This is a genomic window from Gordonia amarae NBRC 15530 (genome assembly GCF_000241345.1).
Taxonomy (GTDB): domain Bacteria; phylum Actinomycetota; class Actinomycetes; order Mycobacteriales; family Mycobacteriaceae; genus Gordonia; species Gordonia amarae.
This window is the reverse complement of the sequence record NZ_BAED01000020.1, coordinates 144,110-160,288: the sequence shown is the minus strand read 5'-3', so window position 1 is coordinate 160,288 and position 16,179 is coordinate 144,110. Positions and strand designations below refer to the sequence as shown.

Genomic DNA, 16,179 nt, shown 5'->3' with positions numbered 1-16,179 from the left:
GAATCTCGCTTCGGTGTCTCGGGTGGCGGCCGCGGGTCAGTGATCCCAGGCGACGATGATCTGGTCGTCGTCCCATTCGGCGAAGTTGCCGGTGTAGGTGACAATGGCGAGCTGGAATTCGCCTGTCTCCCATTCCCGTCCGAGCCGGTCCTCGATGGTTTCGCGGTTGATCTCGATGCGTCCCGGTGCGGAGAGCTTCATCAGACCGGGAAGGTGGCGGACCGTCATCTCCGGATTGTCGAGGGCGATGGCGTCGACCAGTGCCCGGTTGTCGTCGGACTCCTGGATGTCGATGCCGACGGGACGCGTGTGGGCGGTGGTCATGCTGTCTCCCCTGCGTTGTTGTCGGTGAGGTTGTTGTCGGGGGGGCCGATGTCGATGTGTTCCGCTGCGACCGCGATGAGCGCGTCGACGGCCTCCTGGGCGCGGGCGCCCCACTCACGACCGATACGGTCGAGGATCTCGGAGTTGGCCCCGCCGTGGGTGTCGTCGGCCCGCCAGCAGTTGATCAGGGCGTCGAGCCATTTGCGCTGATCGGTGAACCAGGTGCTCAGATGCTGCGCGAACAGGCTGTACGCACCGGCCCCACCGAGCAGGGCCGCCTCGTCGGGACCCGAATAGAACGCCGGATACAGACGCTTGTCGATCTCGTCGACTGCGAGCAGACCCTCGGCCCAGTCGTCGACGATCATGATCTCCTCGATCAGCCGGCGCATCGGCTGCAGGTGTGCGCCATCGAGCCATTCGGTCTTGGCCAGTGCCAGCCGGTCGGCGGTGCCGCTGCCGAGGGCGATACCGACACGAGAAAGCATCTGCGCATTGCCGATCCGGTCGAAGGCGGCGAAGCTCGCGCACTGGGAGAGCGACGAACCGTACGCGAAACGTGCGCCGGCCACACTCACCAGCTGCGCTCCCGACTCGTAATGCCGCAGCGGCAGGACAACGGTGCCCAGCACCGTCTGCCAACCGTCGGGCATCTTCGCGAGCAGGTCGCGGGACTCCAAGTAGCCGAGGGTCTTTCCGAATTCATCGTGGAAACCGGCGCGGTTGGTGACGTACGGGGTGTAGTAGTACTGGCGCGGATCGGCGAACGTGTACGGATCGGTCAGCCGCAGAGCGGAATAGCGCTCGTCGTACAGTTCACGTTCGGCGTCCCAGGTCGGGCGGTAGTGGAAGTTCTCGCGGGGTTCGATGTCGAGGGTGGCCTCCTGATACCGGGAGGCGGGCTGGTCACCGAAGCGGTCGATGATGTTCTGGTAGGTGTGCCGTTTGGGTTCGATGACCTTGTACTTGAGTTCGTACTGCATCGGCGTCTTCCTCTGATGGGCTGGATCGGGAGTATGGGTGGTCAGTCGGCGATGAGTTCGAGGACCAGCGACTGCAACTGGTCCTCGTCGGCGAGGCGACGGGGTTCAGCGGTGGTGTCGGTGCCGATCAGCCGCGCCGTCGCGGTGTGGCCGGTGATCTGCGTTTCGATTCGGGCGCTGCGTTCGCCGCAGGCCAGCGTGAAGGCGAGCGTCCCCGGACCGGTGTCGTCGACGAGGGTCACCTCGCGCGGGTGTTCGCCGGCATGCCAGGCGAGGACCGCGTTGGCCTCGCAGACCAGTTGCTCGGCGAGGGACCGGACGATGACCTGGGTGTCGGCGCCTTCGGCGACCGAGACCTCGACGGACGGCTCGGTGTCCGGGTGTTCGGCGGTGTCGCCTTCGAGTAGTTCCTGCACTTTCCACATGAACGGTGTCACGGTGGTTCTCCTCCCGCCGAAGGGCTGTTCGGCGTCTGTAGAGAACCCTTCCGCATGGAGTGGCAGAGTTGAAGTACTCATTTTCGCGGCATTGAGATGCAGATCATATGAGTTGGATCACACCGGGCACAGGGTGTGCGCAGTCAGCGCACGAACGGGCGGGCTACGCGGGCCCTCGCAGTTCAGCAGTAGCTTGATCCACACATGTCCCGCCGCAGCTGATCAGATCACCACGTGAGCCGGTCTCAGCGGGGATATCCAGGCGCACCGCGGCCCTGGTGCGGCCCAGACTCAGGACACCTCCGATGAGGCTGACGGCCAGCACGTAACCGACATACCCGACCACCGTTTCCCGCAGCCCGAAGGTGCCGACGACCAGCCCGGCGATCACGGCCGGAACGCTGAACGCGATGTAGCTGAGGATGAAGACCGCCGAGAACACCTGGCCGCGCTGGGCGGGCGGCGCCACTGCCGAGACCTCGTCCAGGCCGCCGAGGAAGGTCATCGCGAATCCGGCACCGGCGATCACCGATCCGGCGATGTAGACCGGCAGCGCGTCGATCCACACCCCCACCAGGGATACGACGGCGCCGGCGGCCAGCGCCGGATACCCGTAGCGAACTTTGCCGGCGGAGGTGCGGCCGGTGGTGAGCAGCGAGGTGAGGGTGGCCGCACCGAAGAAGCAGGCCAGCACCAGCCCGACCAGGGCATGATTGCCGACCCCGAAAACCCGTGCCACCACCGAAGATCCAAGCGACAGGAACAGACCGCCCAGCGACCAGGTCGCCACGAAACCCGGTGCGGCCCGCCAGAATACGTGGCGCACCTCCGCGGGCAGCGACGCACTCGGCGCCACCGTGCGCAGCGCGTGGCGGCGGGAGGTGAACCCCCGCTGCTCCGAGGTCTCCGGAACGATCAGCAGGACGATCAGCAACACGGCGTAGGCGGCGAGTATGAGCTCGTAGATGAGGAAACGCGGCGCCGGCGCGTACTCGACCAGAATGCCGGCGACGAGCACCCCGGCGGCCAGCCCCGCACTGGGGCCCGCCCCGGAGATGGCCGAGCCGAGCCGGGGACTGGGCTGGGTGTCGATGACCGTGGCGGTCAACGTCCCGATCGCCGCTCCGGTCGCCAGGCCTTGAAGCGCCCGAGCTGCCATGAGCAGCGGCACCCCGTCGGCGACGAGGAACAGCACCATACTCGCGATGAGCAGAGTCAGCGCGATTGCGAGAACGGGCCGTCGGCCGATGTGATCGGAGAGGGACCCGACCGACAGCAGGCTGAGCAGCATCGTGACAACGTAGATCGCGAACACACCGGTCAGCGTGAACGACGAGAATCCCCAAAGCTGCTGGTAAACGGGATACAGCGGAGACGGGGCGGCCGATGAGAAGAGCACCGTGACCATCGTCGTGGCGACCACCCAGAAGGCGCGATGCGGATGCAGACGTGACATACGTCCCCCTTAAAGCAATACTCGTTGCATTAAGAGATACCCTCTTACGTGTCTTAACGCAAGTGGGTTTGCGATAATTTCCCCATGGGTACGGAGCACGACACCACCGACAAGCCTGCCGCCCGACGTCCGGGAGGGCGGAGCGCCCGGGTGCAGCAGTCGGTATACCGGGCGGTCGGTCACCTCGTCGCGCGTGGACATCGGGACACTATGACCATCCCGCAGGTCGCCGAGGAGGCGGACGTCAACCCGACGAGCATCTACCGGCGCTGGGGATCGATCACCCACCTGCTCGAAGAGGTGGCGGTCGCCGCGCTGACCCAGGGCGAGGACCTGCCCGACACCGGAGCCCTCGGCACCGACCTCGCCGAATGGGCACGCATCATCGCCGCCGACGTCGCCCAGACGAGCCGACGCGAATATCTGCGCGCCCTCGTCTTCGCCCGGGACGCCGTGATCGACGCGTGCCCCTGCTGGGAAACCCGCCGGGAACAGGCCACATCGATGATCGCCCGCGCCGCCGGCCGTGACGAAACGGTGCCGACCGTCGAGCAGATCCTCGACCACATCATCGCCCCGATCTACCACCACGCGGTGTTCGGGCTCCCCCTCGACGACGCCTACGCCACCCGGCTCGCCGAGGAGACGATGCGGTTGGCGGGCGCGTAGCCAACGTCGAAGGGGATTCGAATCCCCTTCGACGTTGCATACTGCGGTCAATACCAGACCTTTCGTCCGCCCATCGGCCGGCCGACTGCGCCGAGAACGAAGAAGACCGCTCCGATGACGAGGAGCACCACGCCGATGTATGTCAAGATCGCGAGTGAGAAAACCCAACCCAGGACCAGAAAAATCAATCCTGCGACAATCATTGTGCATTCCTTTCAACCAGTGACCTGGCAGGCCACAGTGATTCGCTTACCTAACTATTTGCTCGGCTCAGGGATCTCGACGTCGCAGTCGTCGACCTTGGGGTTGACACCCGCGTAGTTCAAGGGACCCGCGATAACCGTCACTGCGATGGTTCCCGCAGTCGCACAGTTCGCGTCAGATTCTTTGAAGTAGTCGCGCTGAAATGCTGCGATCACTCCGTTCACCAACCAGACGAACACGATTGTTCCGATGATTCCACTACTGGCCCATCGCACGGTCACCGCCACCTTCCCGCTTCTCATTTGTGGTCATCTCCGGGGAATACCCACCGACACGCCTACTCAAACCGGGCACCCCGAAGTGGGCGGTAAGGCGCTGCACCGCCCCAACCCGATCGGTGGATCGAGGCTAAGACCTGGCGAAGTCGATGGAGCCGCCCGGGATCGACTCGAGCAGGTTGCGGGTGTAGTCGGAGGTGGGGGTGGTGAAGATGTCGTCGGTGGGGCCGGCGTCGACGACCTGGCCCTTCTTCATCACCAGGACGTCGTCGGCGATCTGGCGGACCACCGCCAGGTCGTGGGTGATGAAGACATAACTCAGCCCGAACTCCTGCTGCAGGGCACTGAGCAGGTTGAGGATCTGGGCCTGCACGAGTACGTCGAGAGCCGAGACGGCCTCGTCGCACACGACGACCTCGGGGTTGAGGGCCAGCGCCCGGGCGATCGCGACGCGCTGTCGCTGACCACCGGACAGCTCCGACGGGAAGCGTTCCATGGTGTTTCGTGGCAGGGCGACCAGGTCGAGCAGTTCCCTGACCCGTTGGGTCCGGGAGGCGGAGTCGCCGATGTTGTGGATCTTCAGCGGCTCGGCGATGAGCCGGAACACTGAATACATCGGATCCAGTGAGCCGTAAGGGTTCTGGAAGATCGGCTGCACCCTACGGCGGAACTCCTTCTCCTGTGCGGAGTTCATCCCGGTGACGGCGGCACCGTCGAATTCGACCGAACCGGACGTCGGCCGTTCCAGGCCGAGCAGCATCCGGGCCACCGTCGATTTGCCGGACCCGGATTCGCCGACGATCGCGGTTGTCGTGCCGCGCCGCAGGGCAAACGACACATCGTCCACGGCCCGGAACGCGGTGGACCGGAACGGGACCCGACCCCGGATCTTGAAGTCCTTCACCAGGTTCCGAGCGACGATCACGTTGCGTGCACCGTCGGATCCGACGTCCTGCAGTTCCTGGGCGACGGTCGAATCCGCCGCGACCTTCACCTCGAGGTCGGCCTCGGGGCTGCCGAGCCGCCGCGACGCCAGCGAAGGTGCCGCGTTCACAAGGCGTTTGGTGTACTCGTGCCGGGGATCCTGCAGGATCTCCAGTGCCGGACCGGATTCGACGATCTGACCCTTGTACATCACCACCAGGTGACTCGCCCGCTCGGCCGCGAGCCCGAGGTCGTGCGTGATGAGCAGGACGGCGGTGCCGAGTTCACCGGTCAGCGATTCGAGGTGGTCCAGAATCTGCCGCTGGACAGTCACATCCAGCGCCGACGTCGGTTCGTCGGCGATGAGCAACTTGGGCCGGCAGGCGAGCCCGATCGCGATCAGCGCACGCTGACGCATGCCGCCGGAGTACTCGTGCGGATACTGGTTGACGCGGCGTTCGGCGTCGGCCATCCCGGCTTCGCGCAGTAGTTCGATCGCCCGGGCGCGGGCCTCTCCGCCATTCGCCGCGCCGTTGGCCTCCAGGGTTTCCTTAATCTGAAAACCTACTCGCCACAATGGGTTCAGGTTCGACATCGGGTCCTGCGGAACCAGGCCGATGCCGCTGCCGCGGACATTCTCGAACTGCCTGGACGAGGCGGTGGCGAGGTCCTGGCCATCGAACCAGATCTCGCCGCCGGTGACCCGGCCATTGCCGGGCAGCAGGCCGAGCACCGCGGCGGCCGTCGTCGACTTGCCCGAACCCGACTCGCCGACGATCGCTACCGTCTGGCCCGGGTACACCGTCAGACTCGCGCCCTGCACGGCCGTGACATCACGTCCCTGCGAGCGGAACGCCACCTGAAGGTCCCGAATGTCGAGCAGCGGCTTCGGTGTGCCGGCCTGCGCCGGTTCTGCCTTGTTGAGGTCGGTCATCAGCGCGTCCTCGCCTTCGGGTCGAGCGCGTCCCGCAGGGCATCACCGAGCATCATGAACGAGAGCACGGTGATCGCGAGGGCGGTGGCGGGATAGAACAGGATCGGTGAGCCGCTGCGCAATTCGACCTGTGCGGCGGAGATGTCGATGCCCCACGAGACCGACGTCGACGGCAGCCCGATGCCCAGATAGGACAGCGTCGCCTCGGTGACGATGAAGGTGCCGAGCGAGATCGTCGCGACGACGATGACCGGGCCGATCGCGTTGGGGATGACGTGGGTGAATATCGTCCGGAACCGGGACGCACCCAGAGACTTGGCGGCCGTGATGAATTCGTCCCCGCGGACAGCGATGGCCGAGGACCGCGCGATCCGCGCGATCTGCGGCCAGCTGAACACGGACAGCACCGCGACGACGGTGAAGATGTTGCGGTTCGGGAAGGCCTGCAACACAACCACTGCCGCCAGGATCAGCGGAATCCCGAAGAAGATGTCGGCGATCCGGGACAGGATCGCGTCGACCCAGCTGCCGAAGAATCCGGCGACCGTCCCGACGATCCCGCCGATCAGCACGACGATGATCGTCGTCAGGACACCCACGAGCACCGACGCGCGAGCCCCATAGATCATCCGCGCATAGATGTCGTAACCCTGCTTGTCGGTGCCGAAGATGTGCTCGGAGCTCGGCGATTGCAGAGACCGGGACAGTTCCGCGTAGTGCGGGTCCTGATGGGCGAACAGCCCCGGGAACAGGACGACGAGCAGAATCAGGAAGATCAGCGCGGCCGAGATGAGAAAGGTCGGCTTCGTGCGCAGTTCCCGCCACGCCGACCGCCAGAAACCGGCCGGCTCGACATCGAGATCCACCGCGTCGACGACACCGACCGTGACCTCGGCGGGCGGCGCGACGAAGCGCTCCTGACCGGGCAAGGCAGTTGCCGGAGTCGTCTTGTCTGCCGGAGGCGTCTTGTCTGGGGGAAAAGTCTTGTCAGGCATATCGAATCCTTGGATCGAGCACCGCGTACAACAGGTCGACGACCAGATTGCAGACGAGGTAGACGAGCACCAGCACGGTCACGAACGACACCACCGTGGGAGCCTCACCCCGGATGAGCGCCTGGTAGATCGTGCCGCCGACGCCGGGCACGTTGAAGATGCCCTCGGTGACCACCGCACCACCCATCAGCATGCCGAGATCGGCACCAAGGAAGGTGATGACGGGAATGAGCGAGTTGCGCAGGACGTGCACGGTGACGACGCGGCGCCGGGACAGTCCCTTGGCCGTCGCCGTCCGCACATGGTCGGCACTGAGATTCTCGGCCACCGACGATCGGGTCAGCCGCACCACGTAGGCGAAAGACACAGCGCCGAGCACGAATCCGGGGAGCAGCAGGTGATACAGGTCGAGGTTGCCGCCGACGGTGACCGGGAAGATCCCCCACTTGACGCCCAGCACGAACTGGGCGAGGAAGCCGATCACGAAGATCGGGACGGCGATGACGATGAGCGAGACGAACAGGATCGTGCTGTCGAACCAGGATCCCTTCTTCAGGCCCGAGATGACACCGAAGACGACCCCGAACACGGCCTCGACGGTGAGCGCGATCAGGGCGATGTCGATGGTGACGGGCCACGCGCGCCGCATCACATCACTCACCGGCTGCCCGGAGAACGATTTCCCGAAATCAAGCGTGAAGACACCCTTGATGTAATGCCAGTACTGCACCTGGAACGGTTGGTCGAGAAGGTACTGGGCCCGCAGGTTGGCAATCACCGCGGGGGACAGTGGTTTTCCTCCGGACAGCGCCGCGATGGGGTCGCCGGGAAGGGTGAACACGGCGAGGTAGATGAGCAGGGTCGCACCGAAGAACACGATGACCGCTTGCCCCAGCCGCCTCAGCAGGTAACTGAACATGTGGGCTCCTAGAGACCACGCGGTGACGGCGCCGCCTGCGTTCTCCGCGGCGCCGTCACCGTGGTGTGGTCAAACCGGTGGGGGCTAGCTCTTCGCGATGCCGGTGTAGTAGGGCAGTCCCTGCCAGCCGATCTCGGCGGTGACGCCCTCGGCCTCGCCCGCCGCGTTCGTGTAGTCCCACAGCGGCAGAACCGGCAGATCCTTCAGGAGGATCGCCTGCGCCTGGGCGGTGAGCTTGTACGAGGTAGCCGGATCAGTGGCCGCCAGAGCCTCGTTCAGCTTCTTGTCGAACGCCGGGTTGGTGTAATCCTCGTCGTTCGCCCCGGCGCCGGTGATGAACTGCGGCTGCAGGAACTCCAGGATCGACGGGTAGTCGCCCTGCCAGCCACTGCGGAACGCGGTCTTGATCGTGCGCTGGGTCACCTGATCGCGGATCTGCTTGAACGTCGGGGCCGGAGCTCCGTGGGCGTCGATGCCGAGGGTGTTCTTGATCTGGTTGCACACCGCGTCGATCCATTCCTGGTGGCCGCCGTCGGAGTTGTAGGCGATCTGGAAACTGCCCGACCACTTGGAGATGGCATCGGCCTTGGCCCACAGTTCCTTCGCCTTGGCGGCGTCGAACCCGAGCACCTCACTGCCCGGCAGGCCGGCGTCGTATCCCGGCAGCGACTTGGCCGAGAAGTCCTTGGCCGGATTGCGCAGGCCGTCGAAGATCGTCTTGGTGATCTCGTCACGGTTGATCGCCAGCGACAGGGCCTGCCGCCGCAGCTTGCCCTCTTCCCCGCCGAAGTGCGGAAGGTATTCGCCGATGCCGATCTGCTGGTTCTGGGCGGTCGGGGTCTTGAGCGCCCGGTCGCCGAGGTCCTTCTCGAAGGTCTTGAACGCGCTCGGCGGGATCGTGTCGAGCACGTCGAGGTTACCGGCCTGCAGGTCGGAGTAGGCGGTGTCGAGGCTGCTGTAGAAGACGAAGCTGATGCCGCCGTTCTTGGGCTGGTCGGGGCCCTTGTAGTCGGGATTCTTCACGACGTTGAGCTTGACGTTGTGCTCCCAGGCGTTGCCGTCGGCGAGCTTGTACGCGCCGTTACCGACCGGGTTCTGGCCGAACTTCTCGGCGCCCTCGGTGAAGAAGACGTCCGGCAGCGGCTTGAACGGAGTGAACCCGAGGCCGAGTTTGAAGTCGATGTTGGGCTGGGTCAGCTTGACGGTGAAGGTGTAGTCGTCGACGACCTTCAGGCCCGACATCTCATGCGTGGTGGGCTTTTCGCCGGCGACGGCCTCGTATCCCTCGATCGGGGCGAAGAAGCTCTGCTGCAGTTGGGCATTGGTGCTGTCGGCGCCGAAGTTCCATGCCTTGACGTAGTTCTGGGCCTTGACCGGGGTGCCGTCGGTGAACGTCCAGTCCTTCTTCAGGTGGATCGTATAGTTCTGGTTGTCCTTCGTGTCCACGGACTCGGCGTTGGCCAGTTCGGGCGTGCCGTCGGCCTTGTAGGCGTAGAGACCGGTGAAAAGGGCGTCGACGACGCGGCCGCCGCCGTTCTCGTTGGTGTTGGTGGTGACCAGACCGTTCTGGGGCTCGGTGCCGTTGACGGTGATGATCGCGTCGGCACCGGTGCCCCCGCCCCCACCGGAGTCGGAGGTACTGCACGCGCTGAGCGAGATCGCGACAGCGGCCACGAGTGCCGCGCCCAATCGAGCGTGTCTGAATCGGTTCGACTTCACGGGGAGCACCCTTCGACATCGATGCGGGGGTGCCGGCGTCACTGCGGACGCCCCCGCGTCCGGGCCGTACGGATCGTGCACGGCACCATCGGTTCACAGATGGTTCACAGCACCGTACCGAGAAGTAATTAGTTCCGCAGAAGAAAGAATGGATAGGAACAGAACCGCTGACATCCTTCCCGCCCAGCCTGATTCGTCTATTCCCGACATTATGGACATGCTCGACGGCGCCTCGGCGCGAGCGTGACACGACACACACTTGCCGCCGAACTGCCGGGCGCTCGGGTAGGTCACGGCGTACGTTTTGGGGAGTCGACAGTTCCTGAAATCGACGACGAGGATGTGGAGAGACGTGCCCGAACCACCCTGGTACATGAGCCCTGCGGGCTGGCTGACGGAACTCGGTTCGTCAATGCACGGCCGCGAGATTCCGCCGCGTCTGGCCACGCTGCCCGGGGTCAACGCGCCGCGGCTCGGGCCCCCGCTGTCGATCGAGCGGCTTTTCGACACGCTGCGCACGCAGGTCGTCGGCAAGCGGATCGAGACGACGCTCGCCGACAAGCCGGTGGCGTTCACCATCGACGACCTCGATGCCGATTTCGATCCCTTCGGAGCCGCGATGGGGCAGGTCAACGACCTGTCGTTCGCCGCCGTCGAGCCGGTGTTCGACGGGCTGGGCGCGCAGCGTTTCACCGTCACCGCGCGCAATGTGCACACGCGGCCGGCGATCAACCCCGTCCTGGTCGCCGCGCCACTGGAGGTGGTAGTGGTGGCGGACTGGCCGCAGACCACCGCTTTCCTCAAGCAGTACGTCGACAAGCTGGAGATCGAACCGCTCGGCACACAGCAACTCCGGGTGCGCTACAACGGCCGGCGATCGCGCAGCGGATGGGTCGACGCCCGGCTGGTGGTCGACGGCGGGCGCATCGAACTGCGCCCCCTCGCGGCCGGGTGGGGGCAGTGGCTGCGGCGCGACCGGCTGTCGGCGATCTCGTCGATACCGATCGCCACCGCCGTGGGTGAGGGCGTGCGGGTGGTGGACCTGACGGTGGACCGCAAGGAGGTGACCGCCGTGCTCCGCATCGACGAGATGTCGATCCCCTACGGCAAACTCCTGTCGTTCTCGCCGGGGAGCCGCTGACGTCCCGGGGATCGGTGCGTGTCAACACCGCACGCCGCCACGTCCCAGCCCGCACAATGTTCTCGGACGGACTTACCGAACAATCGTGAGAGGACACCGTGGCCCAGATCGACAGTGATGTGGTGGTGATCGGCGGCGGGATCGCGGGGGTGTCCATCGGCTACGAACTCGCATCCGATTGTGCGGTAACGCTTCTGGAGGCCGAGCCGACGCTCGCCTACCACACCACCGGACGTTCGGCCGCGACATTTCTGGAGACCTTCGGTGACATCGACATCCGGGCGCTGACCACCGCGGGCCGCGATTTCCTCACCACACCGCCGGATTGTTTTCATTCACCGCTGATGACGCCCGGGCCACAACTGACCTACGCCGCCCCCGGTAACGAGGCCGAACTCGAGGAGCATTACCGCGAGGTGGTGTCGTTGGTACCGGCCGTCGAGCTGGTCTCCGCCGCCGACATCGCGACGCTGGTCCCCTACGTCCGCGACGGCGCCGCCACCCTCGGCCTGTACGACCCGAGTTCGATGGCGGTCGACGTCGACGCGCTGCACAGCGGATTCGTGCGGGGAATGACCGCCCGGGGCGGCCGGGTGTACCGGGATTCGCGGGTTGTCGGCTGTGCGCGCCGCGACGGACTCTGGCAGGTCAGCACCTCCGACAGCGGCGAGTATCGGGCGCCGATCGTCGTCAATGCGGCCGGAGCCTGGGCCGATGCCGTCGGCGCGCTGGCCGGGGCCGTGCCGATCGGCCTGCAGCCCAAGCGGCGGACCGCGTTCATGGTGGCCTGCCCCGACGGCCTCGACACCGCCACGCTCCCGTTGTTCGGCGACCTCGACTACAGCTTCTACATCAAACCCGAAGCGACACAGCTACTCTGCTCACCGGGCGACGAAACACCGGTGCCGCCGCACGACGCCAAACCCGACGAACTCGCGATCGCCCAAGCGATCGAGCAGATCAACGAAACCACCACCCTGAACATCCGGTCGATCCGCAGCCCGTGGGCGGGACTGCGCAGTTTCACCGCCGACCATCGTTTCGTCGTCGGCGAGGACCCGCGCCGACCCGGCTTCTTCTGGTGCGCCGGGCAAGGCGGCTACGGCATCCAGACCTCACCGGCCACCGCCCGCCTCGGCGCGAGTCTCGTCCGCGGCGAACCGGTGCCCGCCGACATCGCCGCCCGCGGCCTCGATGCCGCGATGGTGTCACCGCAACGCTTCGCCTGATCGGAGGAGCCCGGTGTGGCGGAGGTCGCAGCGAGCGGCCCGATAATCAAAACTTTATAGGTTAGCCTAATCATCATGGCTTCCCGATTCTCGAATGTGCGCACCGCCGCGCTCGCCGTCACCGCTGCCGTCGCTCTCGGCCTGACCGCCGCACCTGCCGCCGACGCCGCACCCGCCGCCCCGGCTCCCGCGGTGCCGCAGCCGGCCGGCTACAGCATTCACGGCTACAACTTCACCCAGGGCAACTACCGCGGCGCCATCGACGCGCAGAGCGGTGACCTGTGGCTGACCACCGTATCCCCGATGAACGGGCCCACCAAGTCGATCATCTACCGACTCAACCCGGACACGATGTCGGTCAAGAGCCGGATCAACGTGACCCAGCGGGCCGAAACCGAAGGTCACGGCGGTATCGCAGCCCAGTACGAGATCGGCATCCCCAAGACCGGCAACACCGTGTGGACCACCGCCGCCGCCGCCAACGGTGGCGAAGCCAACGTGTGGGACAAGAACACCGGCCGACGGCTGGCCAACCTGGGCAACCTGTCACATTCGCATTCCATCGTCTTCGCCGAAGACCTGCGCATCGCCATCATCTCCGTCACCCAAGGCCTGGTGTTCTTCGACATGGACACCTACAAGCGGCTCGGCGAGGTCAAGTTCTCGGGCGGCGGCAAGAAACTGGGTGCCGGTGTCGTGGTCACCGACCAGGGTCCCGGCGGTGCCACCGTCACCGTCACCTCGTACTACACCGACCTCACCCAGGTCCGGGTGACGCGCAACGGTGACAAAGTGCAGACGAAGGTCCGGTGGAACACCCGTCAGGCGATCACCGAAGGGCACGGCAGCGTTGCCGCCGACACCACCACCAACCGCCTGTACGTCAACAACCTGTACAACGGACTGTCGGTGTTCGACCTGCGTACCGGCAAGCACATCGGTGATGTGACCACCGGCCCGGGCACCAACTCGATGCTGATCTTCCACGGAAAGCTGTACGCCGCCAACTACTTCCTCGGCTTCATCTCGGTGATCGACCAGAAGACCCTGGGCGTCACCAAGCTGATCACCACCGGCCTGCTGCCGAACCAGCTGCTGGCCTGGAAGAAGAACACCTTCCTGGTGATCGACAAGGCCTCGTCGATCACCGAACTGCCGTCCGGCATGGTGAAGATGCCGCTACCCCCGCTCGGCGGCGACCACATCTACAAGGTCACCAAACGCTGAGATACCACACGCTGATCTGTTGAACATCCTCCCGGTCCTTCAGGGCCGGGAGGATGTCACTTTTCACAGACTCCGCGGACTCGTCATTCGAAGACGAGGTCACCCCACAGCCCGATGATCGCGGTGATCGCTCCCGGCCGGAACACCTTGGCCGGATCCTCGGATGCCAGATTCACCGTGCGGCCGGCACCACCGGCCGCCGCCTGCAGGTCGGTGTACGTGACGTCCGTGCCGGAATGCCGAACCACGCCGTAGTAGTAGGTTCGTTCGGCCTGGTGGTCACGGAACGTCGACATGATGCGCATCGGGGGAGAGACGGAGCAGGTCTTGGTGAGCTGCCCGCGCTCGTTCCTGAACGTGGCCACGACGGTCGCGCCCTCGGGGAAGGGATCGCCGTAGTAGTCCCTGTCGAAATCGAGCCAGAAGTAGTCCAGGTACTCCCGGCCGGGCGTGAGCACGGTGGCGGTGTCGGCGATGGCCAGATCGTTGTCCCTGGCCAGGACCTCGGCCTCGTACTTCGCCTCCTCGGACGGGGTGTCCTCGCGCACCGAGGTGAGGATGAGGTTCCTCGGTCGCGGTGCCGGTGTCGTGTCGGCGGGCGGCACGTCCGCGGCGGTGTCGTCCGTCTCGACGGCGTCGTCGGTCGCTGCGACATGGTCATCCGGATCGTCGTCGTCCGGGACACCGTGGGCGTCGCTGTCCGGGATGTCGCTGTTCGGGATGTCGCGGTCCGGGTCATCTGCGGCCCGGTCATCTGCGGGATCGTCGCCGGCCACTGTCCGATACAGGGCGGCCAACGCGACCAGGTCCTCGCGGGAAAGCGGCTCCCCCGCCCGCAGTTTCCACGCGGTCAGTGCCTCGAACGCCTCGCGCAGCGTGGTGAGATCGTCGGTCAGCAAGGCACATTCATCGAGGCGCCGGGCGGAATTGGCCGACACATTCGCCGACCCGACGATCAGGAAGGGGTCCGGATCGGGATTCCCGTGGGTCGGTTTGCGCTCGCACACGATCGTCTTCGCATGCAGCCCGGGCAGCGAATAGATCACCGCACCAGCATCCTTCCAGGCGAGCAGGGCAATCGGTGCTGTACTCCCCTGTGCCACAGCCTTTTCCGAGGCATCCACGATGATCGACGACCCGCTCCGCAACGGCAGCAACTCGGCCGCATCCTCGCCGACGTAGGCGACCGCCGCCGTCACCCGCCGCGCACCGGCGAGTAGCCCGGTGATCTCATCCCATACCCGACCGCTGATCATCCGCACGGTGCGTTCGTTACCCAAACCCAGATCTTGCACCCGGAAAGCATAGGCAACCGACCGTCGGCCGCGACCGGTGACCACACGTTGGGTCAGCAGGTGGACATCACGGTCGGGCGTGCCGGTTTACCTTCCAGAGTCAGCTCCCAGCACGTGCCCGTGCGCTGGTCGAGGAACGATCTCTGCGCCCACGAGTTCGACGCGATGTGCCTCTCTACAGGCGAGTGGACGGGATATCGTCACCACTGTTCGGGAAGCGGAAGCCCAACGGACCGTCGGTGGTCCATCCGGAGATTCGGCTCTTACCGATCTTCGCCAGCTTCGGTGTCTGTGCGACGTAAGTGGTGACAGCACCGTGTTCGGTGACCTTCACCGGAATCTTCTTCTGCTCCACACCGGGCACGGAAAGCAGACCGCTGCCGTACGGCGCACCGAAAGGCTGCCGTCCCACCGACAGGTAGATGCCGTTCGTGGCCGGGGATCCGTTGGAAATCGCCACCGTCTCCTCATAGAACCGGAACCCGAGTTCCTGCGGAGGACGAGGCGCGCGGTGCCTGACGGTGACCGTCAACCGGTTGTTCGCCGGATTGAAGGCGACCGTGGCACCGACGCTGTCGAGATAGGCGGGAAGATGCCTGTTGACCGGCAGCGACACCGTCTTGTGCAGCGGAGCGGCTGCGGACGGCGCCACACCGATGGTCGCGGCCAGCCCCAGGGTGCCGGCCACGCCGGCAAGGGAGAGCAGTACGGGTCGTCGAAAATTCTTCGTCATTGTCAGTTCCCCTCTCTGAAGGTCTGCGCTCAGCCACCACACTGCTACGACTGATCGGTGAACTGTTCCCGAAACGCCGGGATGGATCACATCGGCCGATCCGTGCCAGATTGTGACCGTTCGCGCCGGAGCGGTCAGCGCCAGAGAACCCGGACCATCCCGCGCAGCATGGCAATGAAGACGAGTGTCCACACCATCAGCGCGATGTAGATCGTCACCGTGCCGATGTTCTCGACGATCGGCAACGCGTCCACCCGGCCCAGCTGGATGGAGGCGACGGCGAACATGCCGATCGGGAAGACCATCGACCAGAGTGTCGGCATATAGGTCAGCGGCACGCGATGCACCACGTGCCGCCAGACGCCGCCGCCGATCAGCATCGGGATGAGCCACAGGCAGAAGGTCCAGAAGACGGCGATGGTGCCACCGATCAGTCCACGGGTGGCGTCGACCATCGGTGTGGAATCGATGGCGACGATATTGCTGCCGGCCACCACCGCGATCGCCATCGCGCCCATGGCCACCCAATAGTGCGGCTCGAACTGCTGGGGCGTGAGCCCGAAGTGCACGACCCGCAGCAGCACGAGCATGCTGGTGCCGACCACCCGGAGGTGCCGCCGGGCGCGAGCGTGATCTCGCGGACCTCGACGTGCACGCCGTCAGGGCACTGTGAACGGCCTTCGGTGGAAGAACATCCGCTGACCCGGCGGTG

At 65.5% G+C, this 16,179-nt stretch carries 17 protein-coding genes; 4 read left to right on the top strand and 13 right to left on the bottom strand.

Annotation, left to right across the window (positions count from 1 at the left end; genetic code table 11):
* Nucleotides 1-36: 36 nt before the first annotated feature.
* The 4 genes from GOAMR_RS05735 to GOAMR_RS05720 all read right to left on the bottom strand — a co-directional run bounded on the left by GOAMR_RS05735 (nt 37) and on the right by GOAMR_RS05720 (nt 3,200).
* Nucleotides 37-324, bottom strand: a complete 288-nt coding sequence (locus GOAMR_RS05735) for an MmoB/DmpM family protein (protein ID WP_005183987.1) — start codon at nt 322-324, stop codon at nt 37-39.
* Nucleotides 321-1,307 (bottom strand): ferritin family protein, encoded by a 987-nt coding sequence (locus GOAMR_RS05730; RefSeq protein ID WP_005183985.1) that lies wholly within the window; start codon nt 1,305-1,307, stop codon nt 321-323. The genes GOAMR_RS05735 and GOAMR_RS05730 overlap by 4 nt, the downstream gene beginning before the upstream one ends.
* A gap of 41 nt (nt 1,308-1,348) precedes the next feature.
* Nucleotides 1,349-1,744, bottom strand: a complete 396-nt coding sequence (locus GOAMR_RS05725; RefSeq protein ID WP_005183981.1) for a hypothetical protein — start codon at nt 1,742-1,744, stop codon at nt 1,349-1,351.
* 163 nt (nt 1,745-1,907) lie between these two features.
* A complete protein-coding gene (locus GOAMR_RS05720; RefSeq protein ID WP_005183979.1) occupies nt 1,908-3,200 on the bottom strand; it encodes an MFS transporter in 1,293 nt (430 codons plus the stop codon).
* An 84-nt stretch (nt 3,201-3,284) separates the two neighbouring features.
* On the opposite strand from GOAMR_RS05720, the gene GOAMR_RS05715 reads away from it, so the two are divergent.
* Nucleotides 3,285-3,869: a TetR/AcrR family transcriptional regulator gene (locus GOAMR_RS05715; RefSeq protein ID WP_005183978.1), complete on the top strand. Its 585-nt coding sequence runs from the start codon at nt 3,285-3,287 to the stop codon at nt 3,867-3,869.
* A gap of 47 nt (nt 3,870-3,916) precedes the next feature.
* Here GOAMR_RS05715 and GOAMR_RS25065 read toward each other — a convergent pair whose 3' ends face one another.
* The 6 genes from GOAMR_RS25065 to GOAMR_RS05690 form a co-directional block, all read right to left on the bottom strand.
* Nucleotides 3,917-4,072, bottom strand: a complete 156-nt coding sequence (locus tag GOAMR_RS25065; protein WP_005183964.1) for a hypothetical protein — start codon at nt 4,070-4,072, stop codon at nt 3,917-3,919.
* Between the two features lie 54 nt (nt 4,073-4,126).
* Entirely contained in the window at nt 4,127-4,354 is a 228-nt protein-coding gene (locus GOAMR_RS05710; protein WP_425323644.1) for a hypothetical protein, read from the bottom strand.
* Between the two features lie 127 nt (nt 4,355-4,481).
* The gene (locus GOAMR_RS05705; RefSeq protein ID WP_005183957.1) at nt 4,482-6,209 is read right to left on the bottom strand and encodes an ABC transporter ATP-binding protein; all 1,728 of its coding nucleotides are present in this window, start codon (nt 6,207-6,209) and stop codon (nt 4,482-4,484) included.
* The gene (locus tag GOAMR_RS05700; protein ID WP_005183954.1) at nt 6,209-7,204 is read right to left on the bottom strand and encodes an ABC transporter permease; all 996 of its coding nucleotides are present in this window, start codon (nt 7,202-7,204) and stop codon (nt 6,209-6,211) included. Before GOAMR_RS05700 ends, GOAMR_RS05705 begins: the two co-directional genes overlap by 1 nt.
* Nucleotides 7,197-8,123 (bottom strand): ABC transporter permease, encoded by a 927-nt coding sequence (locus tag GOAMR_RS05695; protein WP_005183949.1) that lies wholly within the window; start codon nt 8,121-8,123, stop codon nt 7,197-7,199. Before GOAMR_RS05695 ends, GOAMR_RS05700 begins: the two co-directional genes overlap by 8 nt.
* 84 nt (nt 8,124-8,207) lie before the next feature.
* Nucleotides 8,208-9,812: a peptide ABC transporter substrate-binding protein gene (locus GOAMR_RS05690; protein ID WP_005183947.1), complete on the bottom strand. Its 1,605-nt coding sequence runs from the start codon at nt 9,810-9,812 to the stop codon at nt 8,208-8,210.
* Nucleotides 9,813-10,194: 382 nt separating this feature from the next.
* On the opposite strand from GOAMR_RS05690, the gene GOAMR_RS05685 reads away from it, so the two are divergent.
* The 3 genes from GOAMR_RS05685 to GOAMR_RS05675 all read left to right on the top strand — a co-directional run bounded on the left by GOAMR_RS05685 (nt 10,195) and on the right by GOAMR_RS05675 (nt 13,439).
* Entirely contained in the window at nt 10,195-10,983 is a 789-nt protein-coding gene (locus GOAMR_RS05685) for a hypothetical protein (RefSeq protein WP_005183944.1), read from the top strand.
* A 98-nt stretch (nt 10,984-11,081) separates the two neighbouring features.
* Nucleotides 11,082-12,212: an NAD(P)/FAD-dependent oxidoreductase gene (locus tag GOAMR_RS05680; RefSeq protein WP_005183942.1), complete on the top strand. Its 1,131-nt coding sequence runs from the start codon at nt 11,082-11,084 to the stop codon at nt 12,210-12,212.
* Between the two features lie 75 nt (nt 12,213-12,287).
* A complete protein-coding gene (locus GOAMR_RS05675; protein ID WP_005183939.1) occupies nt 12,288-13,439 on the top strand; it encodes a YncE family protein in 1,152 nt (383 codons plus the stop codon).
* A gap of 83 nt (nt 13,440-13,522) precedes the next feature.
* Here the strand turns inward: GOAMR_RS05675 and GOAMR_RS23520 are convergent, their stop codons facing one another.
* The 3 genes from GOAMR_RS23520 to GOAMR_RS05660 all read right to left on the bottom strand — a co-directional run bounded on the left by GOAMR_RS23520 (nt 13,523) and on the right by GOAMR_RS05660 (nt 16,072).
* Entirely contained in the window at nt 13,523-14,734 is a 1,212-nt protein-coding gene (locus GOAMR_RS23520) for a phospholipase D-like domain-containing protein (RefSeq protein ID WP_138943608.1), read from the bottom strand.
* A gap of 175 nt (nt 14,735-14,909) precedes the next feature.
* Entirely contained in the window at nt 14,910-15,467 is a 558-nt protein-coding gene (locus GOAMR_RS05665) for a hypothetical protein (protein ID WP_005183935.1), read from the bottom strand.
* 134 nt (nt 15,468-15,601) lie between these two features.
* On the bottom strand, nt 15,602-16,072 hold the full coding sequence (locus GOAMR_RS05660; RefSeq protein ID WP_050942598.1) for a tellurite resistance/C4-dicarboxylate transporter family protein: 471 nt from the start codon (nt 16,070-16,072) through the stop codon (nt 15,602-15,604).
* Nucleotides 16,073-16,179 lie beyond the last annotated feature (107 nt).

Bases quoted from the DNA above. Each gene is read 5' to 3' on its own strand.
- GOAMR_RS05720 (WP_005183979.1), bottom strand. From the start codon at position 3,200: ATGTCACGTCTGCATCCGCATCGCGCCTTCTGGGTGGTCGCCACGACG.
- GOAMR_RS05700 (WP_005183954.1), bottom strand. From the start codon at position 7,204: ATGCCTGACAAGACTTTTCCCCCAGACAAGACGCCTCCGGCAGACAAG.
- GOAMR_RS05665 (WP_005183935.1), bottom strand. From the start codon at position 15,467: ATGACGAAGAATTTTCGACGACCCGTACTGCTCTCCCTTGCCGGCGTG.
- GOAMR_RS25065 (WP_005183964.1), bottom strand. From the start codon at position 4,072: ATGATTGTCGCAGGATTGATTTTTCTGGTCCTGGGTTGGGTTTTCTCA.
- GOAMR_RS05705 (WP_005183957.1), bottom strand. From the start codon at position 6,209: ATGACCGACCTCAACAAGGCAGAACCGGCGCAGGCCGGCACACCGAAG.
- GOAMR_RS05735 (WP_005183987.1), bottom strand. From the start codon at position 324: ATGACCACCGCCCACACGCGTCCCGTCGGCATCGACATCCAGGAGTCC.
- GOAMR_RS05695 (WP_005183949.1), bottom strand. From the start codon at position 8,123: ATGTTCAGTTACCTGCTGAGGCGGCTGGGGCAAGCGGTCATCGTGTTC.
- GOAMR_RS05675 (WP_005183939.1), top strand. From the start codon at position 12,288: ATGGCTTCCCGATTCTCGAATGTGCGCACCGCCGCGCTCGCCGTCACC.
- GOAMR_RS05730 (WP_005183985.1), bottom strand. From the start codon at position 1,307: ATGCAGTACGAACTCAAGTACAAGGTCATCGAACCCAAACGGCACACC.
- GOAMR_RS05715 (WP_005183978.1), top strand. From the start codon at position 3,285: ATGGGTACGGAGCACGACACCACCGACAAGCCTGCCGCCCGACGTCCG.